This window comes from Vibrio furnissii CIP 102972 (assembly GCF_000176175.1).
Lineage (GTDB): Bacteria > Pseudomonadota > Gammaproteobacteria > Enterobacterales > Vibrionaceae > Vibrio > Vibrio furnissii.
The window spans coordinates 699,465-718,619 of sequence record NZ_ACZP01000013.1; the positions used below are offsets into that span (position 1 = coordinate 699,465).

The following is a 19,155-nucleotide window of genomic DNA, read 5'->3' on the forward strand; positions in this document are numbered from 1 at the left end:
GGCTTCTCGAAAGAATGCCGGTCTTTTTATTATTATTTAATGAGTTCCAGTTTATCGGCGCTGCAGCAGGTCGAGTGCCACGTCGACGATCATGTCTTCCTGACCGCCAACCATGTCGCGTTTACCCAGTTCCACCAAGATATCCACGGCTTTCAGGTTGTAGCGTTCTGCTGCGCGTTCTGCATGGCGAAGGAAGCTGGAGTAAACCCCGGCATAACCCAGCGCCAATGTTTCTCGGTCCACACGAACCGGGCGATCTTGCAGTGGACGAACGATTTCGTCGGCTGCATCCATCAGCGCATACAAATCGGTGCCGTGGTTCCAGCCCAGTTTGTCTGCCGCCGCGATGAAGACTTCTAACGGCGCGTTACCCGCACCCGCGCCCATGCCGGAAAGGCTGGCGTCAATGCGGTTACACCCTTCTTCTACCGCCACGATGCTGTTTGCCACGCCCAAGCTCAGGTTGTGGTGCGCGTGAATCCCCGTTTGTGTTTCAGGATTCAGCACGTCTTTCAGCGCGCGGAAACGGTCGCGAATATCGTTCATGGTCATGGCACCGCCAGAATCCACCACGTAGATACAGGTCGCGCCGTAGCTCTCCATCTTCTTCGCTTCCAGCGCGAGATTTTGTGGCGTGGTCATGTGGCTCATCATCAAAAAGCCCACGGTATCCATGCCCAGATGACGCGCGTGTTCAATGTGCTGTTTCGACACATCCGCTTCAGTACAATGCGTGGCCACACGAACGATGCGTGCGCCCGCTTGATACGCGTTTTCCAAATCATGCACGCTGCCGATCCCCGGCAACAAAAGCGTCGCCACTTTGGCATGATTCAGCTCTTCGGCCACCGCCGCGATCCACGCTAAATCGGTGTGCGCACCGAACCCATAGTTGAAGCTTGACCCTTGCAGGCCATCACCGTGAGCAACTTCGATGGAATCGACTTTGGCGTTATCCAGCGCGCGAGCGATCTGCTTGACTTGTTCAATCGAATATTGGTGACGCACAGCGTGCATACCATCGCGCAATGTCACGTCTGAGATATAAAGTTTTTGTCCATTCATGAGTGACGCTCCTTATTGATTGAGTCGCGATTGAGCCATACGCTCAGCCGTCGCCATGGCAGCACAAGTCATAATATCGAGGTTGCCCGCGTACGCTGGCAGGTAATGAGCTGCGCCTTCAACTTCAATAAATACCGACACTTTCAGGCCGCTGAATTTGCCGTAGCCTGGCAACGTGAGCGGCGCATCTTTCTCGATCACTTCAAACTGCACGTCTTGCTTCATGCGATAACCCGGCACGTAGCTTTGTACCGCGCTCACCATCTCTTCAATTGAGGCTCTCACCTTGGCTTGATCGTTTGAATCACACAGCACATGTACGGTATCGCGCATCATGAGCGGTGGCTCTGCTGGGTTAAGAATGATGATCGCTTTCCCTTTTTTCGCCCCACCGACCGTTTCAATCGCTTGCGATGTGGTTTCGGTAAACTCATCAATGTTGGCGCGTGTGCCTGGGCCTGCTGATTTACTGCTGATCGACGCAATGATCTCGGCATAATGGACAGTGGCCACTTGCGAAACCGCCGCAACGACCGGAATCGTCGCCTGCCCACCACACGTCACCATGTTGACGTTGTTCTGCGCGAGGTTCTGCTCTAGGTTCACCACAGGGACACAATAGGGGCCGATGGCGGCTGGCGTCAGGTCGATGAGTTTGATGCCGGGCTTCACATGGCGAAGCGCTGCATCATTTTTGATGTGCGCGTTCGCAGATGTTGCATCAAATACAATGTCGATGTGCTCAAATTCAGCCATCGCAATCAGACCGTCCACACCTTCGTGTGTGGTTGCTACGCCCATACGGCGTGCGCGTGCCAGGCCATCGGATTCTGGGTCAATCCCGACCATGACGCTCATGTTCAGGTATTGGCTATTTCGAAGGACTTTGATCATCAGATCCGTCCCGATGTTACCGGAACCAATGATCGCTACATTCAGCTTGTTCATTATTCGCTCTCCTTACCTAAATCAAAGGACACAGCCACGCGGCCCACGCCTGAGATTTCGGCTTCAAATACATCGCCCGGTTGAACCACGGCCATGGGGCCAAGCGCGCCCGTCAGCACAACGTCGCCAGCGCGCAAAGGTTCACCAAACTGACTCATGATGCGAGCCAGCCAAACTGCGGCATTGAGGGGGTTCCCCAAGCATTCTGCGCCATCACCAGACGAGACCACTTCGTTGTTGCGCGTCATCGTCATCTTGGCGCCACGAAAATCGACGCCGTCCGCACGTAAGGCGGGGCCACCCAATACAAACAGGCCGCTGGAGGCGTTGTCGGCGACGGTATCGGCGAACTGAATGTTCCAATCAGCAATGCGGCTTCCAACGATTTCTAATGAAGGCACAACCCAACCGATGGCGTCCATCACGTCTGCAATTGTGGTGTCAGTATTGGGAAGGTCTTTGTTGAGGATCAGCGCGATTTCCGCTTCAATTTTTGGCTGCATCACGGCATCAAACGGCACCACTTCGTTATCGCCGTAACACATGTCGGCAAACAGGGTTCCGAAATCCGGTTGATCCACGCCCAGCTGCGCTTGCACTTTCGGGTTGGTCAGGCCGATTTTACGACCAACAATACGGCGGCCATTGGCGACCCCCACAGCGACATTGAGGCGCTGAATGGCGTAGGCTTCTTGCGGGTTATCGTTACCGATGATTTCACGCAATGGTTTGATGGCTTTGCCGCTGGCTTCCGCGTGACGAAGCTGCTCCGCCAATTGTTCTACGATTTCTGACATCTTCAATTCCTCAGTGCTTTAGGAAGTCCACAACCAAACGGTTGAACGTTTCAGCATGTTCCCACTGCGCCCAGTGACCACATTGGTTAAACACATGCAGCTGAGCTTGAGGAATACCGGCCATCAAACGCAGGCTGGTATCAAATGGCACAAAGCGGTCTTGGCGTCCCCAGACGATCAAGGTGTCAGCTTTGATTTCGCCCAAACGCGGCGAGAAATCAGGGAACTGTTTTGGATTGGCTTCCAAACTCTTCACGAAGTTATCGAGGTGATCTTGGCGCGCAAGAATGTTGTTCAGGCGTGTTTGGAACAACTCTTCCGTTAAATCGCTGGTGTCGTAGACGAAGATGTCCATCATCGCTTTCAAGTTGTCGATGTTGGGTTGACGGTAGAGTTGGTTCAAACGCTTGATGCCTTCAGCCGGCATTGGCGTAAACAGGCTTGCACCGCCCGTGCCGCCGCCCATCAGCACCAGTTTGCCCACGCGCTCAGGGTAACGCAGCGTGAATGCAACCGACGTGTGGCCGCCCATGGAGTTACCCAGCAGATGCACGCGTTCGATATCCAGCGCATCAAGCGCACCTTTCAGCGCTGTGGCGTTGAGATCTGAGCGCGAAACAGTCGAAACAATAGAGTCACTTTTACCCCATCCAGGACAATCAAGCAGAATCACGCGATAGCCGGCCTCAACCAGCGGCTCGATATTGCGGTTAAAGTTTGCCCAGCCCGTCGCACCCGGGCCAGAGCCGTGCAGCATGACAACGACTTCATCACCTTCACCACAATCGTTGTAATGCAGGTTCAGATCCAATTCGCCTTCTTGAATATGAACGAATTGACTCGTCTCTTGCTCACTATGGATGTAATTAGACATTCCGTTACTCCTTGTTATAAAGCTTTATGGTTTTAATGCTTGGCAGCGGTTGCGCTGATCGAGCCGAAACCGGCGATCCATTCGGGAATTTCCCGGTAATAGCGCCCTTCTGTTTGATAAGGTCCAAAGGCTGACATGGCGGCAAAAGCTGCCACCCAAGTTTTCACTTCGTGGGTCGATTTGCCCGCAATGTCAGACAGATCTTGGTTATTCATGGCATCGAGTTTCTGAATGTCGCCATTGGCTAGATCGGTCATGAAAGACTGATCCCATTCAGGATTGAGTGGATGCAGCGTGGTTTGGTCTTGAACGAAATCCACCGCGGCATCGACCACGCGTTGAGTACGCGCATGACGTTCGTTGTCTGGCAGCTCACGGCCACTGCCTTTTAAGCGATCCGCCATGTGCTCGTTGGCCGTCGCCAATTCAGGCACTGGCGGCTGATGCGACAAACCGCCGGATGCGAGGATCAACACGCGTTTGTTGAGGTTGGCGGCAAATTCGCCGATGGCTTCACCCAGCAGACGCGCCCGTTGAAAACTGGGCAGCGGCTTGGCAACGCCATTCACAAACACAGGAATGACGGGAATGCTGTCTAAGTCGCCAATCAGAAACTCCAGCGGCTGCGCAAAGCCGTGGTCTACTTGCATGGTGTAAGACACCGCAGCGTCTACACCTTTCGAAAGCACATAGGTGGCGCACTCTTCGGCAAGCGCTTTTGGCACATTGAGTGGCCCGGCCAGCGTTCCGAAATCACCGATGGCATGCGCCGCCATGCCGATACAAAATGAAGGCATGATGTCGTAGAAGAAGCCGTTGTAATGGTCGGGAGAGAATAAAATGATCAACTCCGGATCAAACGCTTCGATTCGCTGGCGCGCTTGTTGAATCACGCCGTTCACTTCATCCAAGACACTCTGTTCTGGGTCGACATAGCCCACCAAGGGGCTATGTGACAGACAATGCATATATACTGAGGCCATATCACGCTACCTTTTTGCTAGACGAGGTCGAAGACACCGGCTCCAAGACGGTAAGTGCGAACAACTTATGACGGACCTGCTGACACAAGTTCTGCAAGGTTTGCGGAATCGCAATGCCTGCGACGAAACGGTCTGGTCGAAGCAACGCAACCGATGCAGGATAACGGCCAAACCACTCTTTCAGCGCGCCCGTCTCGTCACCAATGCACACTACATCCGGGTGGCATTTCAGATCGCCTTTCAATTGCACCGAAGGAACCACCTGAATAAACTGCGTGCCGAGATGTTGCCAATGCTTGATTTCGCTCTCGCTGAGGCCTTGCATTGGGTCTGTGCCCCAACTCACGATGGCAAAACGTTGACCAATCACATCATCCAATTTGACGATGTCGTCACCCACGCGCACCGACGGTTGAATGAACAATTTGCCAACCGGCGACGATTTCAGCGCAGGCGTGGCTTCCACCACCACACCGTGGTCATATTTCGGCATCGGTTTGAAACGCATTTCAAGGAAATAACGTTTGATTGGTGGCAAGTAATTCAGCAGCCAAGACACGCCATCGCGCAGCGTCGCTTGCCATTTTTTAGGTGGCGCGAGCACATGACCAGCAGTCACTGACAAATCAATCATCGCTTTTGCGTGGTCACGACGCTCTTGTTGGTACGTGTCCAGCAGTTGCGGATCCGCCAAGCCTTGCACAACCAACGCCAGTTTCCATGCCAAGTTGTTGGCATCACGCATGCCCGAGTTATAGCCTTGACCTTGCCAAACCGGCATGATGTGCGCGGCATCACCGGCAAGCAGGATGCGATGTTCGCGGAACTTGCCCGCCAGACGTGCGTTGTGTGTGTAAACGCGCTGGCGAATGAACTCGACGTTCTCCGTAGAAGGCAACACTTTGCGCAGCAGGCGCTCCATGTTCTCTGGTTTGCTCAGCTCTTCTTCGGTTTCACCCGGCATCACCATAAATTCAAAACGGCGAATGCCTTGTGGTAGTGCAGCCGACACGTAAGGACGTTCTGCATCGCAGCACATGTAGATGTTTGGGGTGCCCAATGGATCATTTTTCAGGTCCATCACGATCCATTGGTTTGGCGCAGTTTCGCCATCAAATGAGATGTTGAGCGAGCGGCGAACCAAACTGTTCCCGCCATCACACGCCACCATGTAACGTGCCGTGATCTGCTCAGTTTCGCCCTGCTCATTGGTGAGGGTTGCCCATACTTTTTCTGAGTCCTGACCAAATTCCGTCATTTCGCGTGAGAACAGCACTTGCACATTCGAAAAACGGTCGAGGCCGTCATACAGGGCTTTGTCCGCCATCGGCTGGATAAACGCGTTACGACGCGGCCAACCAAACTCGTCGGTCATGGGCTGAATATCGGCAAAACAGCGACCTTTCGGAGTCAGGAAACGCATGGCATGTAGGGGTGTGGTATACGGCAAGACCTCATTGGCGAGATCAATCGCTTGGAAAGCGCGCAGGCTTTCATCGTCAAGGCCAATCGCACGGGGGTAATCGATCAGGGTCGGCAGTTTTTCAACAACCGTGACGTTGACGCCTTGCCCACCCAGATAGTTAGCAATCATCAAACCGACCGGACCAGCGCCCACGATCATGACATCAGTGTCTATGTTCGTACGAGCGTCCGTCGTTTTAGTAATGGATACAGTCACTTTCATTACTCCAAGTTCGTTCACGTAGGGACACCCTTGTGTGCAAAGTATTCGGTGTTGCCACAAGGGAAAGTTTTTAATAACCACACAATTAATGTGAATATTTATTTTTAAACTTGTTATAGATGTTTTTATTTTGTTACTAGCGAGTATATGAAGGGCTAAGTTTTCCTCAATCAGAAACGACTCAAATGTGCACATAGTGCACTTGGTTGTTTTAATTGATGTTTATTACAAAATGGCACGACACCAACGCTATTGAGGAAATACGTTTTAGCGAGAGAAGTGAGACTTAGATCGAACAATTCAGGCCGATAAAATCGCGAAATTTCGAAGGATGTGAGTAGAAAGTTGCAAAATGAGGCGTAAAAACCCACGGTCACAGACCGTGTGTTTAAGAGTAAAAAAACAAAAAACCAGCCGTTCGGCTGGTTTTTCAATGGCGGTTTAACGTCGACTTAGAGGAAGTGGAACGTTGCGTTCAGGCTGAACGTGTCGATGCTGTCTTTATCCAGATCGTATTTGTGGTAGCTTGCGCCCACAGAGAATGGACCCATGATGAAGTATTCTGCGCCGATACCGTACATGATATCGATGTCGTCATCTTTGTTGCCATTCACTTCTGTTTTCCATGAATGCAGACCGCCGCGTGCATACACATGCAGTGGGCCAAAATCGATGCTTGGTTTCAACGCAAAGTAAACGGTGGATGCAGAGATGTCTGTACCATTGTCGCTGAAATCACCAAAATCGGTGTAACCCGCTTCCACACCGATGAATGGCAGAATGCCAGTCCCTGCGTGAACTGTGTAAGACGTGCTGGTGTCACCTTTGTAGTCCGCTTGACCAATCGAGGCACCACCGTAGATCCAAGAATCAGCCAGCGCTGTTGAAGATACACCGATCAAAGCCAGTGCCAGTAAAGTCTTTTTCATGTTTAACCTTCTCATCGTTATGAGGCAATGCTCCCTGCGGCCATTCATTGCCATGTTGCGCCAAATTATAGTGATATTGATAAGCTATGCAATTCCTGTACCCGGGTTGGTGTCAAAAACCCGGGTCAGTGGTTAACAGGCATCAATCGCGTTCTTCACGCGCTTATCGGATACCGGATACGGTGTGCCCAACTGCTGCGCGAAAAAGCTGACGCGCAACTCTTCCAGCATCCAGCGGATCTCTTTCACATTCTCCGGTACAACCATGCCTTTCGGAATCTTGTTCAGCAGCTCTTGATAATCTTTCGCGACCGATTCAATCTTCAACATGTGTAAACGGTCTTTATTCGGGTCAATCGGCAGTTTTTCCATGCGGCGTTCAATGGCCTTCATGTAACGCAGAATGTCCGGCAGACGTTTCCAACCACACTCCGTGGCGAATCCTTTAAAGATAAGCCCTTCGATTTGCGCTTTGATGTCGGAGAGCGCAAACGCCATGGTGAAGTCGATTTTCCCTTTTAAGCGTTTGTTAATGTTATAGGCGGTCGTGAGGATGGTTTCCACTTGCTTGGCAATATCCACCACAGTATCTCCCAATTCTGCGCGCACGAACTCTTTTAGCGCTTCAAACGCTTCCGGTTCCCACGCCATACCGCCATGCTGCTCAATCAGCTTATCGATGCCACACGCAATGCAGTCATCAATCAGATCCATCACTTTGCCGTACGGGTTGAAATACAATCCTAGTTTCGACTTGTTCGGCAAATTGCTGTGTAAGTACTTAATAGGCGACGGTACATTGAGCAGAATTAAGCGGCGCTGACCTTCACGCATCGCATTGTTTTGCTCTTGCTCAGTCTCAAACAGTTTGATTTCCACACTGTCTTTGTTATCCACCAACGCCGGAAACGCTTTAACTTCAAAGCCACCCCGTTTTTGCTGGTAAACGCGCGGCAGTTCGCCAAATGACCATGTGTGCAAATCTTTCTGTTCGATGTCGTCATCGGCCACTTTTGACAACGTTTCCTGAACTTTCTCTTTCAGGCTCTCTTTCAGCGCGTGCAGATCTTTGTTTTCGTTCAGCTTGCGGTTGCGATGATCCACCGCACGGAACGTCACTTTCAAATGATCTGGTACTTGTTCCCATTTCCAATCATCACGCAGCACTTCCACGCCTGTCATGCGGCGCAGCTCTTTTTCCAGTGCATCCAACAGCGGCGCTTCCATTGGCTTCACTCGAGCAAGGAAGGCATCGGCATAGTTCGGCGCTGGAACAAAGTTTTTGCGCAGCGTTTTGGGCAACGATTTGATCAGGCTGACCACCAGCTCATGGCGCAGACCGGGGATCTGCCAATCAAAACCTTGCGGCTCAATCTGGTTGAGAATCGGCAGCGGCAGATGAACCGTGACACCGTCACTATCATCCCCCGGTTCAAACTGATAACTCAGCTTGAGCTTAATGCCATTTTGATACCAAAAGTTCGGGTAATCTAAATCCGTGATGTGGCTGGCATCGCCCTTAAACAGCATCTCTTTTTCAAAGTTCAGCAGTTCTGGATTGGCTTTGCTTGCCCCTTTCCACCAGCTGTCAAAATGACGGCCTGAAACTACGTCGGTGCCGACACGTTGATCGTAGAAGTGGAATAGCTCGTCGTCGTCCACCAGAATATCGCGGCGACGAGATTTGTGTTCCAGCTCTTCCACTTCTTGCAACAGTGCGCGGTTTTGTTTGAAGAATGCGTGTTTGGTTTCCCATTCCCCTTCCACCAGCGCGCTGCGAATGAAGATCTCGCGGCTGAGCGTCGCATCAATGTTGCCGTAGTTCACCAAACGCTTCGGCACAATTGGCACGCCGTACAGCATTACTTTTTCGTACGCCATCACCGCCGCACGTTTTTTCGACCAATGCGGCTCACTGTAACTGCGTTTGATTAGGTGTTTGGCAAGCGGTTCAATCCATTCCGGTTGAATCTTCGCTACCATGCGCGCCCACAACTTCGAGGTTTCTACCAGTTCTGCGGCCATCACCCACTTCGGCTGTTTCTTAAACAAACCAGACGCAGGGAAGATGTTAAAGCGCGCATTGCGAGCGCCGTGATAGTCGTTTTTCTCCTGATCCTTCGCCCCGATATGCGACAGCAGACCAACCAAAATCGCGCTATGTACGGCTTGGTAACTGCCCGGTTCATCGTTCAGCTTGTATTCCATTTCTCGCATCGACTGATGCAATTGGAAATACACATCTTGCCACTCACGAATGCGCAGGTAGTTGAGGTAATCTTGTTTACACTGGCGGCGGAATTGGTTGCTGCTCAGTGCTTTTTGCTGCTCTTTGACGTAATTCCACACATTCACCAATGTGAGGAAATCGGACTCTTCATCGAAGAAACGGCGATGTTTGTCATCCGACGATTGTTGTTTGTCGCTCGGACGTTCACGCGGATCCTGAATCGACAACCCTGCGGCAATCACCATCACTTCTTTTAAACAGCCATAACGCGGCGCTTCCAACACCATTCGCGCCAAACGTGGGTCAATCGGCAAACGAGCCAACTTGCGACCCACTTCGGTTAAGCGTTTCTTCGGATCGCTGGCATCGGCATTAATGGCACCCAACTCTTCCAGCAAGCGCACACCATCTTGAATGTTGCGTTTGTCCGGAGCTTCCACAAACGGGAACGCTTCAATGTCACCTAAACCCAACGCGGTCATTTGCAAAATAACCGAGGCCAAGTTGGTGCGCAGAATTTCAGGATCGGTAAACTCTGGGCGCGAGAGGAAATCGTCCTCAGAGTACAAACGAATACAGATCCCCTCTTCCACACGGCCACAGCGACCTTTACGCTGGTTAGCACTTGCTTGTGAAATCGGTTCAATCGGCAGACGTTGCACCTTGGTGCGGTAGCTGTAACGGCTAATCCGCGCCGTACCCGGGTCAATCACGTATTTAATGCCCGGCACGGTCAGCGACGTTTCCGCCACGTTGGTGGCCAGAACAATGCGTCGGCCCGCGTGGGGTTGGAAAATCTTATTCTGCTCTCCGGCCGACAAACGGGCGTACAGCGGCACAATTTCCGTGTCACGCAACTTGCGCTTAGCCAGCGCGTCCGCCGTGTCACGAATTTCACGTTCACCGTTCATGAAGATCAGAATGTCGCCCAATCCTTCATCACACAGTTCATCCACCGCCTCGAAGATGCCTTCAAGCTGGTCGTGATCACTCTCATCTTCACCTGCCAGCGGGCGATAACGCGTTTCCACGGGGTAAGTCCGGCCCGACACTTCAATGATCGGCGCGCCATTAAAATGATTTGAAAAGCGCTCAGGGTCGATGGTCGCAGAGGTGATGATAATTTTCAGATCCGGACGACGCGGCAACAGCTCTTTCAGATAACCCAAAATGAAATCGATGTTGAGGCTGCGCTCGTGCGCTTCATCGATAATGATGGTGTCGTATTGATTGAGATAACGGTCGTGTTGAATCTCCGCCAGCAAAATACCGTCGGTCATCAGTTTGATTTGAGTTTGATCTGAAATTTGGTCGTTAAAACGCACCTTATAACCGACAAAACCGCCGAGTTCAGTTTCCATCTCATCCGCAATGCGGTTGGCGACCGACCGAGCCGCCAGACGACGGGGCTGAGTATGACCAATCAGGCCAAACTTACCGCGCCCAAGCTCGGCACAAATTTTAGGGAGCTGCGTGGTTTTACCCGACCCCGTTTCCCCCGCCACAATCACCACTTGGTGCGCTTGAATCGCTCTGGCGATGTCGTCACGCTTTTGGCTAACGGGCAGCAGATCGGGATAGTCGATTTTGATTTTCTGAGCCATGCGCTGCTCCACGGTCATCATGGACTGCGCAATCTCAAGGGCGATTTCGTCAAACACAGCATGGCGCGCTTGTTCATTTTTGATTTTGCTAGCGCCACTGATTCGCTTGTTAAAACGAAAACGGTCTTTAATCAGACACTGTTTCAGTGCCTTCTTCAGCGATTCCGCGCTGTTTGCTTTCGCAACCGCTGACTTTTCTTTTTGGGGCTGTGACTGAGTCAAAGCATTTCCTATTCTTTTTAATCAACAAAACTGCGCGGATTGTATCACAGTCTTGACGCTGCGGAGGAATTTGCACTTGTTCGATTTTTTTGAATGAGTTCAGCAAATCTGCCTACTTATCTTGTGCGCTGGCTCTCACTAATATGACCCCATCGACGTGATAACCACAGTAAAGGAACATTATATGTCTCGTGTACTCGCTCTTAAATCAAGCATCCTGGGTGACTATTCTCAATCAAGCAAACTGCTTGATGCCTATCTGACTAAGTTCAACCAAGACGAACTGAACGTGCGCGATTTGGCGGCTGATCCCCTGCCAGTTCTGGACTTTTCTGTCGCGACTGCACTGCGTGCCACTGAAGATCTTTCTGAAGATCAACAAAAAGTTGTCGCACTGTCTGACACCCTGATTGCTGAAATCAAAGCAGCAGATACGCTGGTTATCGCAGCACCTATGTACAACTTCACCATTCCAACGCAGTTGAAAAACTGGTTCGATTTGATTGCACGTGCGGGCGTCACCTTCAAATACACTGAAGCGGGCGTAAAAGGCCTGATCGAAGGGAAAAAAGCAGTGGTGATCACCACGCGTGGTGGTATCCACAAAGATGCTGCAACAGATAACGTGGCGCCTTACCTCAAAACCATTCTGGGTTTCGTGGGCATCACAGATGTTGAATTTGTTTACGCTGAAGCGCTGAACATGGGTGAAGAGCCTGCCGCAAAAGGCATCGAGTCTGCGAAATCGCAACTAGAAGCCATTGCGCTGTAATTCTTAAGGGTGCGAAGCGCCCTTTTGAACCGGGGAAGCGAACGGAATGACTTCTCCTATTTGTCCTAAATAAAAGTCCTAAGCCTTTGCAGCTCCTTAAAAGAGCTGCTTTTTTTTATCTTGCGTTGGCGGCTCCAACCGCGCGTCGTCGTTTCATGCACCCGACCTGAAGACGAAATACTCGCCAGTCTGGCCGCCGAAAGCAGCGCATTGCGTTGATATTCAATCGGCTCAAAGTGCATATCATAGCACAAAAAACGCCACCCGAAGGTGGCGCTGCGCTAGAAAGTAAACTGCACATAGACGGTGTTGTAGTTGCTGCCGCCTTTAATGCGTCCATATTGTGACGATTTCTCGAAAATTGCCGAGCGGTGATGTAGCGAATACCCCAACCACACTTGCTTCCACGTCGGTTGATTGAACAGGTCACCCATGTTGACATCAAACGAGAAGTCGAGGTAGTTGAGCAGGTGACTGGCGGTGTAGCCCTTGCGATCCATTTCTGTCTTTTCGATGTAGGTGATGTGGTCAATGTACGACATCCCTTCCGCCACACCAAAACGCCACTGTGTCGGCCAATCAAAGGTGTAATACGCTTTGATGGCGGCAACATATTCCGTGCTGCTGGTTTGCACATCCGAGTGCCAGTGGTGCACCAAACCCGGCGTAAAGTAAATGTCCAGCGGCAATCCAAACAACTCATCCGTTAATGGATGGCCGTAGAACACTGATGTCATCTGGTTGTTATTGGGATCGTTTTCGCGGTTGAAACTGAAAATCTCACCAATGTTTGAGGTGGTGCCCCAGCCGTGCGCGATGCGCAGATACCGTTTGTTATTGAGTGACGAGCGTAGCGGCTTGGATTTGTCGTTAAAGAAGCCAAAACCAAAATACACTTCGCCTTGATAACGCTCATTCACCGCATCGCTGTGGTAGGCGTTGTCATCCAGACGCGTCGCACTGATTTCGCCCAGCAAGTACAAATTCGACACCACGTGGTAACGCGTTCCGATCCCCAATTTGGCATCAACGCCAGCGCCAATATTCTCACTCGACGACTCAGCAAACGCGAAATAGGCACTGTTAAAATCAGCATCTTTGTAGCGCAGCGTCAGTGACGGGCGGAATTCCCAATCATCAGCTTCAAAATAACCATTGAGGCGCAAGTTGGCGTGAAAACGCAACTCCGAATCGGTCATCAGTTCAGTATCGACCGACCAGCGATCATCAATGTGGTACTTCAACTGACCACCAAAGTCGGCGGTGTCGCCTTCCATTGCATTTTGATAACTGGCTGGCACATCGATAAAGCGCATGCGCGATAGCGCGTTGAGTTCAAGACGATCATCAAAACGATGCAGAAACACGCCGCCTTCCAACCCGCGAACAAACACATGTTCATTTTCAAAAAACATCATCGGCACAAATGTGGAGACCGACTGATCGTTCGATGGCGTATCAAACGGGATTGAAGCCACACGATACACGGCTGCAATTCCCCATTGCTGCTCGCTTTCCGCCGCGACTTGGCAAGAGGTGAATAAAGTGAGGGCCGCGCCACCAAAACGTATCCAAAACCTGTTTTTGTTCATACTTTCTGCTTATGGTCCGGATTGATCACTCATTTATTGAGCAATCAACCAAAAGAACTCTTAGTTTTCAATCGAATTGGCCGCTAAAATAACACACATACACCTCTTTAATTGACAGAACTGTGAAAGCATCCGAACTCAAAGCACTTTTAAATTCATTGCCTGATGATTGCGACCCCGATGTCGTGATGGGCGAAGCGTGGTTGCCTGAACAACTGGTCGCTGCGCAGCTCGACGACAAGCTGCTGTTTCTCGAGTTCGACAATGCGCCAGAAGAAGACGCTGGCGACGAAGAAGGTCGCGGTTTTGTAGAGCATGAAATCGACCTGATTCGTCAACAGGTGACGCAGATTTTACAAGATGATTGCGCAACGCGAGCCAAAGCTGAGGCATTATTAACCTTGTTAGTGGTTGCGCACGAACGCACCAGCTCAGAATTCATTGAAATGCTGGGCACGCTGGAAGAGGACAACTAGGGAGCCATTTTGACGCACTATCAAACCACCTCACTGCCATTTTTGCTGGCCGGGCCCATCGTCAGAAAAAGCTCCGCCAAAGCGTTGGTGATTTGGTTTGCCACGTCCGAAGCGCCGCAAGGTCAGTTGGAACTGTTTGCCTCCGATGCCGCGTCCCCTTTGCTGAGTTATCCCTTGTCTGAGGCGCAGAGTTACCCCATTGGCGAGCGCGCTTGGGTCACGCTCGTTCACATAAAACACGACTTCCCCTTAGAAACGCTTTACCAGTACGAACTGGTGACGCAATACGGCGCGCTCAGTGAACGCCACCCTGAGTTGCGTTACAAGGATGAAACTCGTTTCTCGTTGTGGCTGACCGGCAAGGCTGATCACGTGTTGCATGGCTCATGTCGGAATCCACACCATGTTGCGCAAGATGCGTTGGTGACAGCCGATGAACACATCGCACGTTTGCCGGCCACCGAGCGCCCCGATCTATTGATGATGAGCGGCGATCAGATTTACGCCGACCATGTGGCTGGGCCAACACTGTTCGCCATTCATAGCGTGATTGAACGTTTGGGGCTTTATGGCGAAACGTTTGAGCAATCGCCCGTCGCCAACAGCGAGGCTTTGTCTCAGCATGCATACTGTTTTTATGGCCGTGACCAACTGCTGCCCCACACCATTGGTGAACAGCGCATGTTTGATCGCCTGTTGCCACGCAAACCCACACCGATATTTAGTTCTACCGACAATGACAATCATCTGATTTCATTGGCTGAATTCTTTGCCATGTATCTGCTGATGTGGTCACCCGCACTGTGGCAAAACATCCACTTTGATGACAGCGATACGCTGCAACTGGCCAACACAACCCATCGCATTCCGCCCGAAAAACTCTCGGAATGGCAAAGCGAGCTGCAAAACATTCGCGTGTTTGTTCAAGGGCTCAGCCAAGTACAGCGCCTGCTGGCTCACTTACCCACGTACATGATCTTTGACGATCACGATGTCACCGACGATTGGAACCTCACGGTGGGATGGGAACAAGCCGCCTATAGCAATGCGTTTTCCAAACGCATCATTGGGAATGCGCTGATCAGCTATTGGCTGTTTCAAGGCTGGGGCAACGAACCCGACAGCTTCGACGATACGTTTCATCAACTCGCCAAAGCTTATTGCCACGCGCCCAATGCCGCCACACAGGATGCGTGGATATCGCATTTATATCCGTTTGAACAATGGCACTACACCACCGACACTTCCCCCAAGATGGTGGTGCTAGACACGCGAACGCGGCGCTGGCGCTCAGAGTCACGCATGAACAAACCGTCAGGCTTGATGGATTGGGAAGCGATGATGGAATTTCAGCACGCGTTGATGAACGAAGACAAAGTGATCATTGTGTCTGCCGCGCCAATGTTTGGGGTCAAATTCATCGAAGCGTTACAACGCATGATGACTTGGCTGGGTAAACCTTTGGTGATTGATGCCGAAAACTGGATGGCGCATCCCGGCAGTGCCAACACGTTGGTGAGTATTTTTACGCATACCAAAACGCCATCCAACTACGTCATTTTGTCGGGCGATGTGCACTATTCGTTTGCCTACGACATTCAACTGCGCTCAAGAAAGTCGAGCCCCAATATTTTTCAGATCACGTGCAGCGGCATCAAAAATCAGTTTCCTGAGCCCCTGCTCTCCTTTTGCGACACCATGGACCGCATGCTCTACAGCCCCGGCTCACCCTTAAACTGGCTCACCAAACGCAAGCGGTTAAAAATCCGTAAACGCGCGCCCAGCTCAGAAAAATTGAAACGATTAGTGAACTGTGCGGCGATTGGCGAACTCAAACTAGATAAGAGTGGCAAACCGAGCACGGTGGCGATCCTCACCAGTGACGGGCGGCGCATTACATTTGCGCCGACGCAACAGCGTGCCCACGGGGCCGATTAGTCCGTTTGGGTTGTGAAATACCTCGCGCGTCGCCATCTATACTTAAACCAACGATTTTTTTGAAAAGGCATCACTATGTTCAATGCGATTACCTCACTGTTTAAACAATTGCTCGACGGGCAAGATCTGAGTCAACAGAAGCAGAGCCCGAATCTCGCGATCGCATGCTTGCTCAGTGAAGTCGCAGGCGCGGATCATCAAATTGATGACAAAGAGCAGCAGGCCAAGCTGACGCTACTGCAACGCTTGTTAGGTTTAGAAGCGCAAGAAGCCAACGCCCTGATCGACAGCGCGGATGAGCAGATTCGCCGTTCGGCGTCACTGTATGATTTCACCTCCCAACTGCGTGAACTCACTCAGGAAACGCGCTTTGAACTGATCAAAGCCATGTGGGAAGTGGCGCATGCCGATGGTGAAATCGACCCATTGGAAGATGCGGTGATTCGTAAAGCCGCTGAACTCTTGTATGTGGATCACAGCCAGTTTATTCGTGCCAAATTGATGGTGACCAACGGCAAATAATGCCGCACGGCTCTCTTCGCCCACCCGCTAAAAGATAGCCCCAATTTCAGTTTCAGGCCCCGCTGAATAAAGTCAGCTGAATGAAGTCAGTTGAATGCAAATACGAGACGGTTGAGGTTACAAATTTGAGGCAAAGAAAAAGCGCAGTGACCACTGCGCTTTTTTGATGGGTTATTTTTATGACTGTTTGCCGCGACGTTGTTAGCATCATTTCCCGATTTGCTGAGGGAAAGCGTACATGCCGAGTATGACGGCGAGATGACCGCAGTTTGACCACGCGGTTACAGCATCGTCAGCGCCAATTTCGCGAGGTTGTAAGCATCCACATAACCGGAGTGCTGACGACCTTCCCACTCGATGCCTTTGGCTTCTTGCGCCGCTCGGTGACCAATCCGTTTATCTTTCAGACGATGCTGAATGCGATACAAGGTCGCCAAGTTAATAAACTCTTTAAAAGGCATGTCGATACCTTTGGCCTGACACTCTTTCATCAGGATCTGATCATCGCGTCCCCACGACGCATAAATCTTTTGTGAACCACCGAAGTTTTTCACCATCGATTGAATCACGGCAGCCAATGGGCGACCCTGTTTTTCAATCTTCCGCGGTGTGATCCCCGTCAGTTCGACGCAGAACAGCGACACTTCATCGTGTTCCGGTTTCACGTAATACTGAGCGCGCTTGACGATTTCGCCCGCCGTCAGATCGATTTCAGCCAGACCGACTTCAATGATCTCACCGATGGTGCCCACTCCGTTTTCATTCCAACAGCACATTTCCAAATCGAAGCACACGACCCGGTTATAGTTCATTGCCAAATCCAGTCCTCTGTCGAAAAACTCAAAGCGCGTTATGTTACCCAACTCTTTGGCAAAACTCGACGTCCAATCGGTACTTTAGTCAGCAATTGAGACCTGATTTCGTCCTTTTGCTTTACTTTCGTACAGCATGGTATCCGCGCGCTGCAGCAATTCTTGCTCAGAATAGCCATGATTCACCGCCGCACCGATACTAAGCGAGACCGAAATCAGTTGGTAACCTGTATCGAACTGACTCTGCTCAACGGTGCGTCGAATCTTCTCCAAATAGCGCATCAAGGGTTCACGTTCGGTGACATGACACAGTATAGAAAATTCATCCCCGCCGGTGCGCACAAAAATATCATTGCCTTCGAGCACTTTTTCGATGGTTTTGGTCACCGCCACTAGGATTTGATCGCCCGCAAGATGGCTGTAGCGATCGTTGATCGACTTAAAATTATCAATATCAAAACTGACCAGCGTGAAAACCTTATCATCACGCATGTAGACATCCAAAATGCGATTAAATGCACGGCGGTTGAAAATACCGGTCAAGCTGTCGTGCTCGACCATAAAGCGCAGCTCTTTAGTGCGCTCTTCCAATTTGAGATTCAATGTCTCTTTCTCGCGCATCAGCAGGTAGCTCACAAAGCCCAGCAGCAACGAGATAATGGTGCCACCAGCGCCCAAGCCGATGAGCACCCACTGATCGTTTTGCGTCAACGGTACCGATAAACGAAAATCCACCAACCATTCACGATTGGGTAATTCCACTTTGCGGCTCACTTCCAGCCCTTGCGCGGCGTCCCAACGATCGCTTTGATACAGCACCGGATCATCTTCCGAATCAAACCCCGTATCGACAACACGCATCGCCATTTGGTGCTCCGCCGCCGTTTTCAACATCATGTCATCAAAATAGGCCGAGAGGCGAATCACGCCGACCATCACGCCCAGCAAATGGTGACGATATTGGTTAAACACCGGGTGGTAGATCAGCAATCCATCTTTACTGATGGAATCATCGCGGCCATCTTGCAACAAACGGATTTTGTCCGACACGTAGGGATGGGTGGAACTCGAAAAGTAGTCTAATACGTGGGCAAAACGGTCGCGCGATGAATAAAATCCCAACAGCTGAATGTTGGTTGGCGTGCGCGGAACAATGTCAGAAACCGCAAAAATCGGCTGACCGTTGAGTTGATACCCCTTTTCGATTTGGCCGCCCTCCCGCACGGTATAAATCGAAAAACCGGGATAGCGCCTGGCCATTTTGTATTCATAAGTGGGGATATTTTTGACGTCGATGCGCTGCAACCATTGCAGGCCAATCAAGCTGTTTGAACCTTTAAGCAAATCACTGGCGTAGATACGAAACCGGCTCCAGTTCATCGGGCTGATGCTGTGAAAGAAATTCGCTCCGGAACCAATGAAATGAATATCACTGTTGAGATACTGCTGCAACGACTGAACCTGTCGGTCAGCTAAATTTTCAAACAGGGTTCGCGTGTAGCGTTGCTGAACAATGTGCGCGGCAGAAACAATCGCGATGGTGAACATTAACGCAATGCAAGTAATGCTCACTGGCACAAAGTTTTTGAAACGTTTCGGCATAAAAATCTAAACTTGTCGGGATATAGTGTGTGTTTACCCTTTACAATCTGGCACGTCAATCACCCTTTATACAAAGAATTGATATGACTCAAAATACATAAA

15 protein-coding genes are annotated in these 19,155 nt (G+C 50.9%); 4 read left to right on the plus strand and 11 right to left on the minus strand.

Features of this window, described 5'->3' with window-relative positions; genetic code table 11:
- Positions 1-51 precede the first annotated feature (51 nt).
- The 8 genes from dmpG to hrpA all read right to left on the minus strand — a co-directional run bounded on the left by dmpG (position 52) and on the right by hrpA (position 11,339).
- Complete coding sequence (gene dmpG / locus VFA_RS07155) at positions 52-1,065, minus strand: 4-hydroxy-2-oxovalerate aldolase (RefSeq protein ID WP_004726045.1); 1,014 nt, start codon at positions 1,063-1,065, stop codon at positions 52-54.
- 12 nt (positions 1,066-1,077) lie between these two features.
- Positions 1,078-2,013, minus strand: a complete 936-nt coding sequence (locus VFA_RS07160) for an acetaldehyde dehydrogenase (acetylating) (RefSeq protein WP_004726046.1) — start codon at positions 2,011-2,013, stop codon at positions 1,078-1,080.
- Positions 2,013-2,810 (minus strand): 2-keto-4-pentenoate hydratase, encoded by a 798-nt coding sequence (gene mhpD / locus VFA_RS07165; protein ID WP_004726047.1) that lies wholly within the window; start codon positions 2,808-2,810, stop codon positions 2,013-2,015. The genes VFA_RS07160 and mhpD overlap by 1 nt, the downstream gene beginning before the upstream one ends.
- 10 nt (positions 2,811-2,820) lie before the next feature.
- Positions 2,821-3,684, minus strand: a complete 864-nt coding sequence (locus VFA_RS07170) for an alpha/beta fold hydrolase (protein ID WP_004726048.1) — start codon at positions 3,682-3,684, stop codon at positions 2,821-2,823.
- A 32-nt stretch (positions 3,685-3,716) separates the two neighbouring features.
- Positions 3,717-4,667 (minus strand): 3-carboxyethylcatechol 2,3-dioxygenase, encoded by a 951-nt coding sequence (gene mhpB / locus VFA_RS07175; protein ID WP_014205132.1) that lies wholly within the window; start codon positions 4,665-4,667, stop codon positions 3,717-3,719.
- Between the two features lies 1 nt (position 4,668).
- The gene (locus VFA_RS07180; protein WP_081454194.1) at positions 4,669-6,354 is read right to left on the minus strand and encodes a bifunctional 3-(3-hydroxy-phenyl)propionate/3-hydroxycinnamic acid hydroxylase; all 1,686 of its coding nucleotides are present in this window, start codon (positions 6,352-6,354) and stop codon (positions 4,669-4,671) included.
- Positions 6,355-6,806: 452 nt separating this feature from the next.
- On the minus strand, positions 6,807-7,283 hold the full coding sequence (locus tag VFA_RS07185) for a porin family protein (RefSeq protein WP_004726051.1): 477 nt from the start codon (positions 7,281-7,283) through the stop codon (positions 6,807-6,809).
- Positions 7,284-7,415: 132 nt separating this feature from the next.
- Entirely contained in the window at positions 7,416-11,339 is a 3,924-nt protein-coding gene (gene hrpA, locus VFA_RS07190; protein ID WP_004726052.1) for an ATP-dependent RNA helicase HrpA, read from the minus strand.
- Positions 11,340-11,523: 184 nt separating this feature from the next.
- Here hrpA and VFA_RS07195 point away from each other — a divergent pair, with 184 nt between their 5' ends.
- Positions 11,524-12,111: an FMN-dependent NADH-azoreductase gene (locus VFA_RS07195; RefSeq protein WP_004726053.1), complete on the plus strand. Its 588-nt coding sequence runs from the start codon at positions 11,524-11,526 to the stop codon at positions 12,109-12,111.
- Between the two features lie 281 nt (positions 12,112-12,392).
- Here the strand turns inward: VFA_RS07195 and VFA_RS07200 are convergent, their stop codons facing one another.
- Positions 12,393-13,703, minus strand: coding sequence for a MipA/OmpV family protein (locus tag VFA_RS07200; RefSeq protein ID WP_038151182.1), 1,311 nt, complete (start codon positions 13,701-13,703; stop codon positions 12,393-12,395).
- A 122-nt stretch (positions 13,704-13,825) separates the two neighbouring features.
- On the opposite strand from VFA_RS07200, the gene VFA_RS07205 reads away from it, so the two are divergent.
- The 3 genes from VFA_RS07205 to VFA_RS07215 all read left to right on the plus strand — a co-directional run bounded on the left by VFA_RS07205 (position 13,826) and on the right by VFA_RS07215 (position 16,639).
- Positions 13,826-14,179: a VC1380 family protein gene (locus VFA_RS07205; RefSeq protein ID WP_004726055.1), complete on the plus strand. Its 354-nt coding sequence runs from the start codon at positions 13,826-13,828 to the stop codon at positions 14,177-14,179.
- Between the two features lie 9 nt (positions 14,180-14,188).
- Positions 14,189-16,117 (plus strand): alkaline phosphatase D family protein, encoded by a 1,929-nt coding sequence (locus VFA_RS07210; RefSeq protein ID WP_004726056.1) that lies wholly within the window; start codon positions 14,189-14,191, stop codon positions 16,115-16,117.
- A gap of 75 nt (positions 16,118-16,192) precedes the next feature.
- On the plus strand, positions 16,193-16,639 hold the full coding sequence (locus VFA_RS07215; RefSeq protein WP_004726057.1) for a tellurite resistance TerB family protein: 447 nt from the start codon (positions 16,193-16,195) through the stop codon (positions 16,637-16,639).
- Between the two features lie 281 nt (positions 16,640-16,920).
- Here VFA_RS07215 and VFA_RS07220 read toward each other — a convergent pair whose 3' ends face one another.
- Positions 16,921-17,451: a 3'-5' exonuclease gene (locus tag VFA_RS07220; RefSeq protein ID WP_038151184.1), complete on the minus strand. Its 531-nt coding sequence runs from the start codon at positions 17,449-17,451 to the stop codon at positions 16,921-16,923.
- An 84-nt stretch (positions 17,452-17,535) separates the two neighbouring features.
- Entirely contained in the window at positions 17,536-19,053 is a 1,518-nt protein-coding gene (locus VFA_RS07225; protein WP_004726059.1) for a sensor domain-containing diguanylate cyclase, read from the minus strand.
- Between the last annotated feature and the right edge of the window lie 102 nt (positions 19,054-19,155).

What these genes read in the sequence shown, in the direction of transcription:
- mhpB (WP_014205132.1), bottom strand. Translation starts at nt 4,667, where the DNA reads ATGGCCTCAGTATATATGCATTGTCTGTCACATAGCCCCTTGGTGGGC.
- VFA_RS07225 (WP_004726059.1), bottom strand. Translation starts at nt 19,053, where the DNA reads ATGCCGAAACGTTTCAAAAACTTTGTGCCAGTGAGCATTACTTGCATT.
- dmpG (WP_004726045.1), bottom strand. Translation starts at nt 1,065, where the DNA reads ATGAATGGACAAAAACTTTATATCTCAGACGTGACATTGCGCGATGGT.
- VFA_RS07185 (WP_004726051.1), bottom strand. Translation starts at nt 7,283, where the DNA reads ATGAAAAAGACTTTACTGGCACTGGCTTTGATCGGTGTATCTTCAACA.
- VFA_RS07160 (WP_004726046.1), bottom strand. Translation starts at nt 2,013, where the DNA reads ATGAACAAGCTGAATGTAGCGATCATTGGTTCCGGTAACATCGGGACG.
- mhpD (WP_004726047.1), bottom strand. Translation starts at nt 2,810, where the DNA reads ATGTCAGAAATCGTAGAACAATTGGCGGAGCAGCTTCGTCACGCGGAA.
- VFA_RS07180 (WP_081454194.1), bottom strand. Translation starts at nt 6,354, where the DNA reads ATGAAAGTGACTGTATCCATTACTAAAACGACGGACGCTCGTACGAAC.
- VFA_RS07220 (WP_038151184.1), bottom strand. Translation starts at nt 17,451, where the DNA reads ATGAACTATAACCGGGTCGTGTGCTTCGATTTGGAAATGTGCTGTTGG.
- VFA_RS07170 (WP_004726048.1), bottom strand. Translation starts at nt 3,684, where the DNA reads ATGTCTAATTACATCCATAGTGAGCAAGAGACGAGTCAATTCGTTCAT.
- VFA_RS07195 (WP_004726053.1), top strand. Translation starts at nt 11,524, where the DNA reads ATGTCTCGTGTACTCGCTCTTAAATCAAGCATCCTGGGTGACTATTCT.
- VFA_RS07215 (WP_004726057.1), top strand. Translation starts at nt 16,193, where the DNA reads ATGTTCAATGCGATTACCTCACTGTTTAAACAATTGCTCGACGGGCAA.
- VFA_RS07200 (WP_038151182.1), bottom strand. Translation starts at nt 13,703, where the DNA reads ATGAACAAAAACAGGTTTTGGATACGTTTTGGTGGCGCGGCCCTCACT.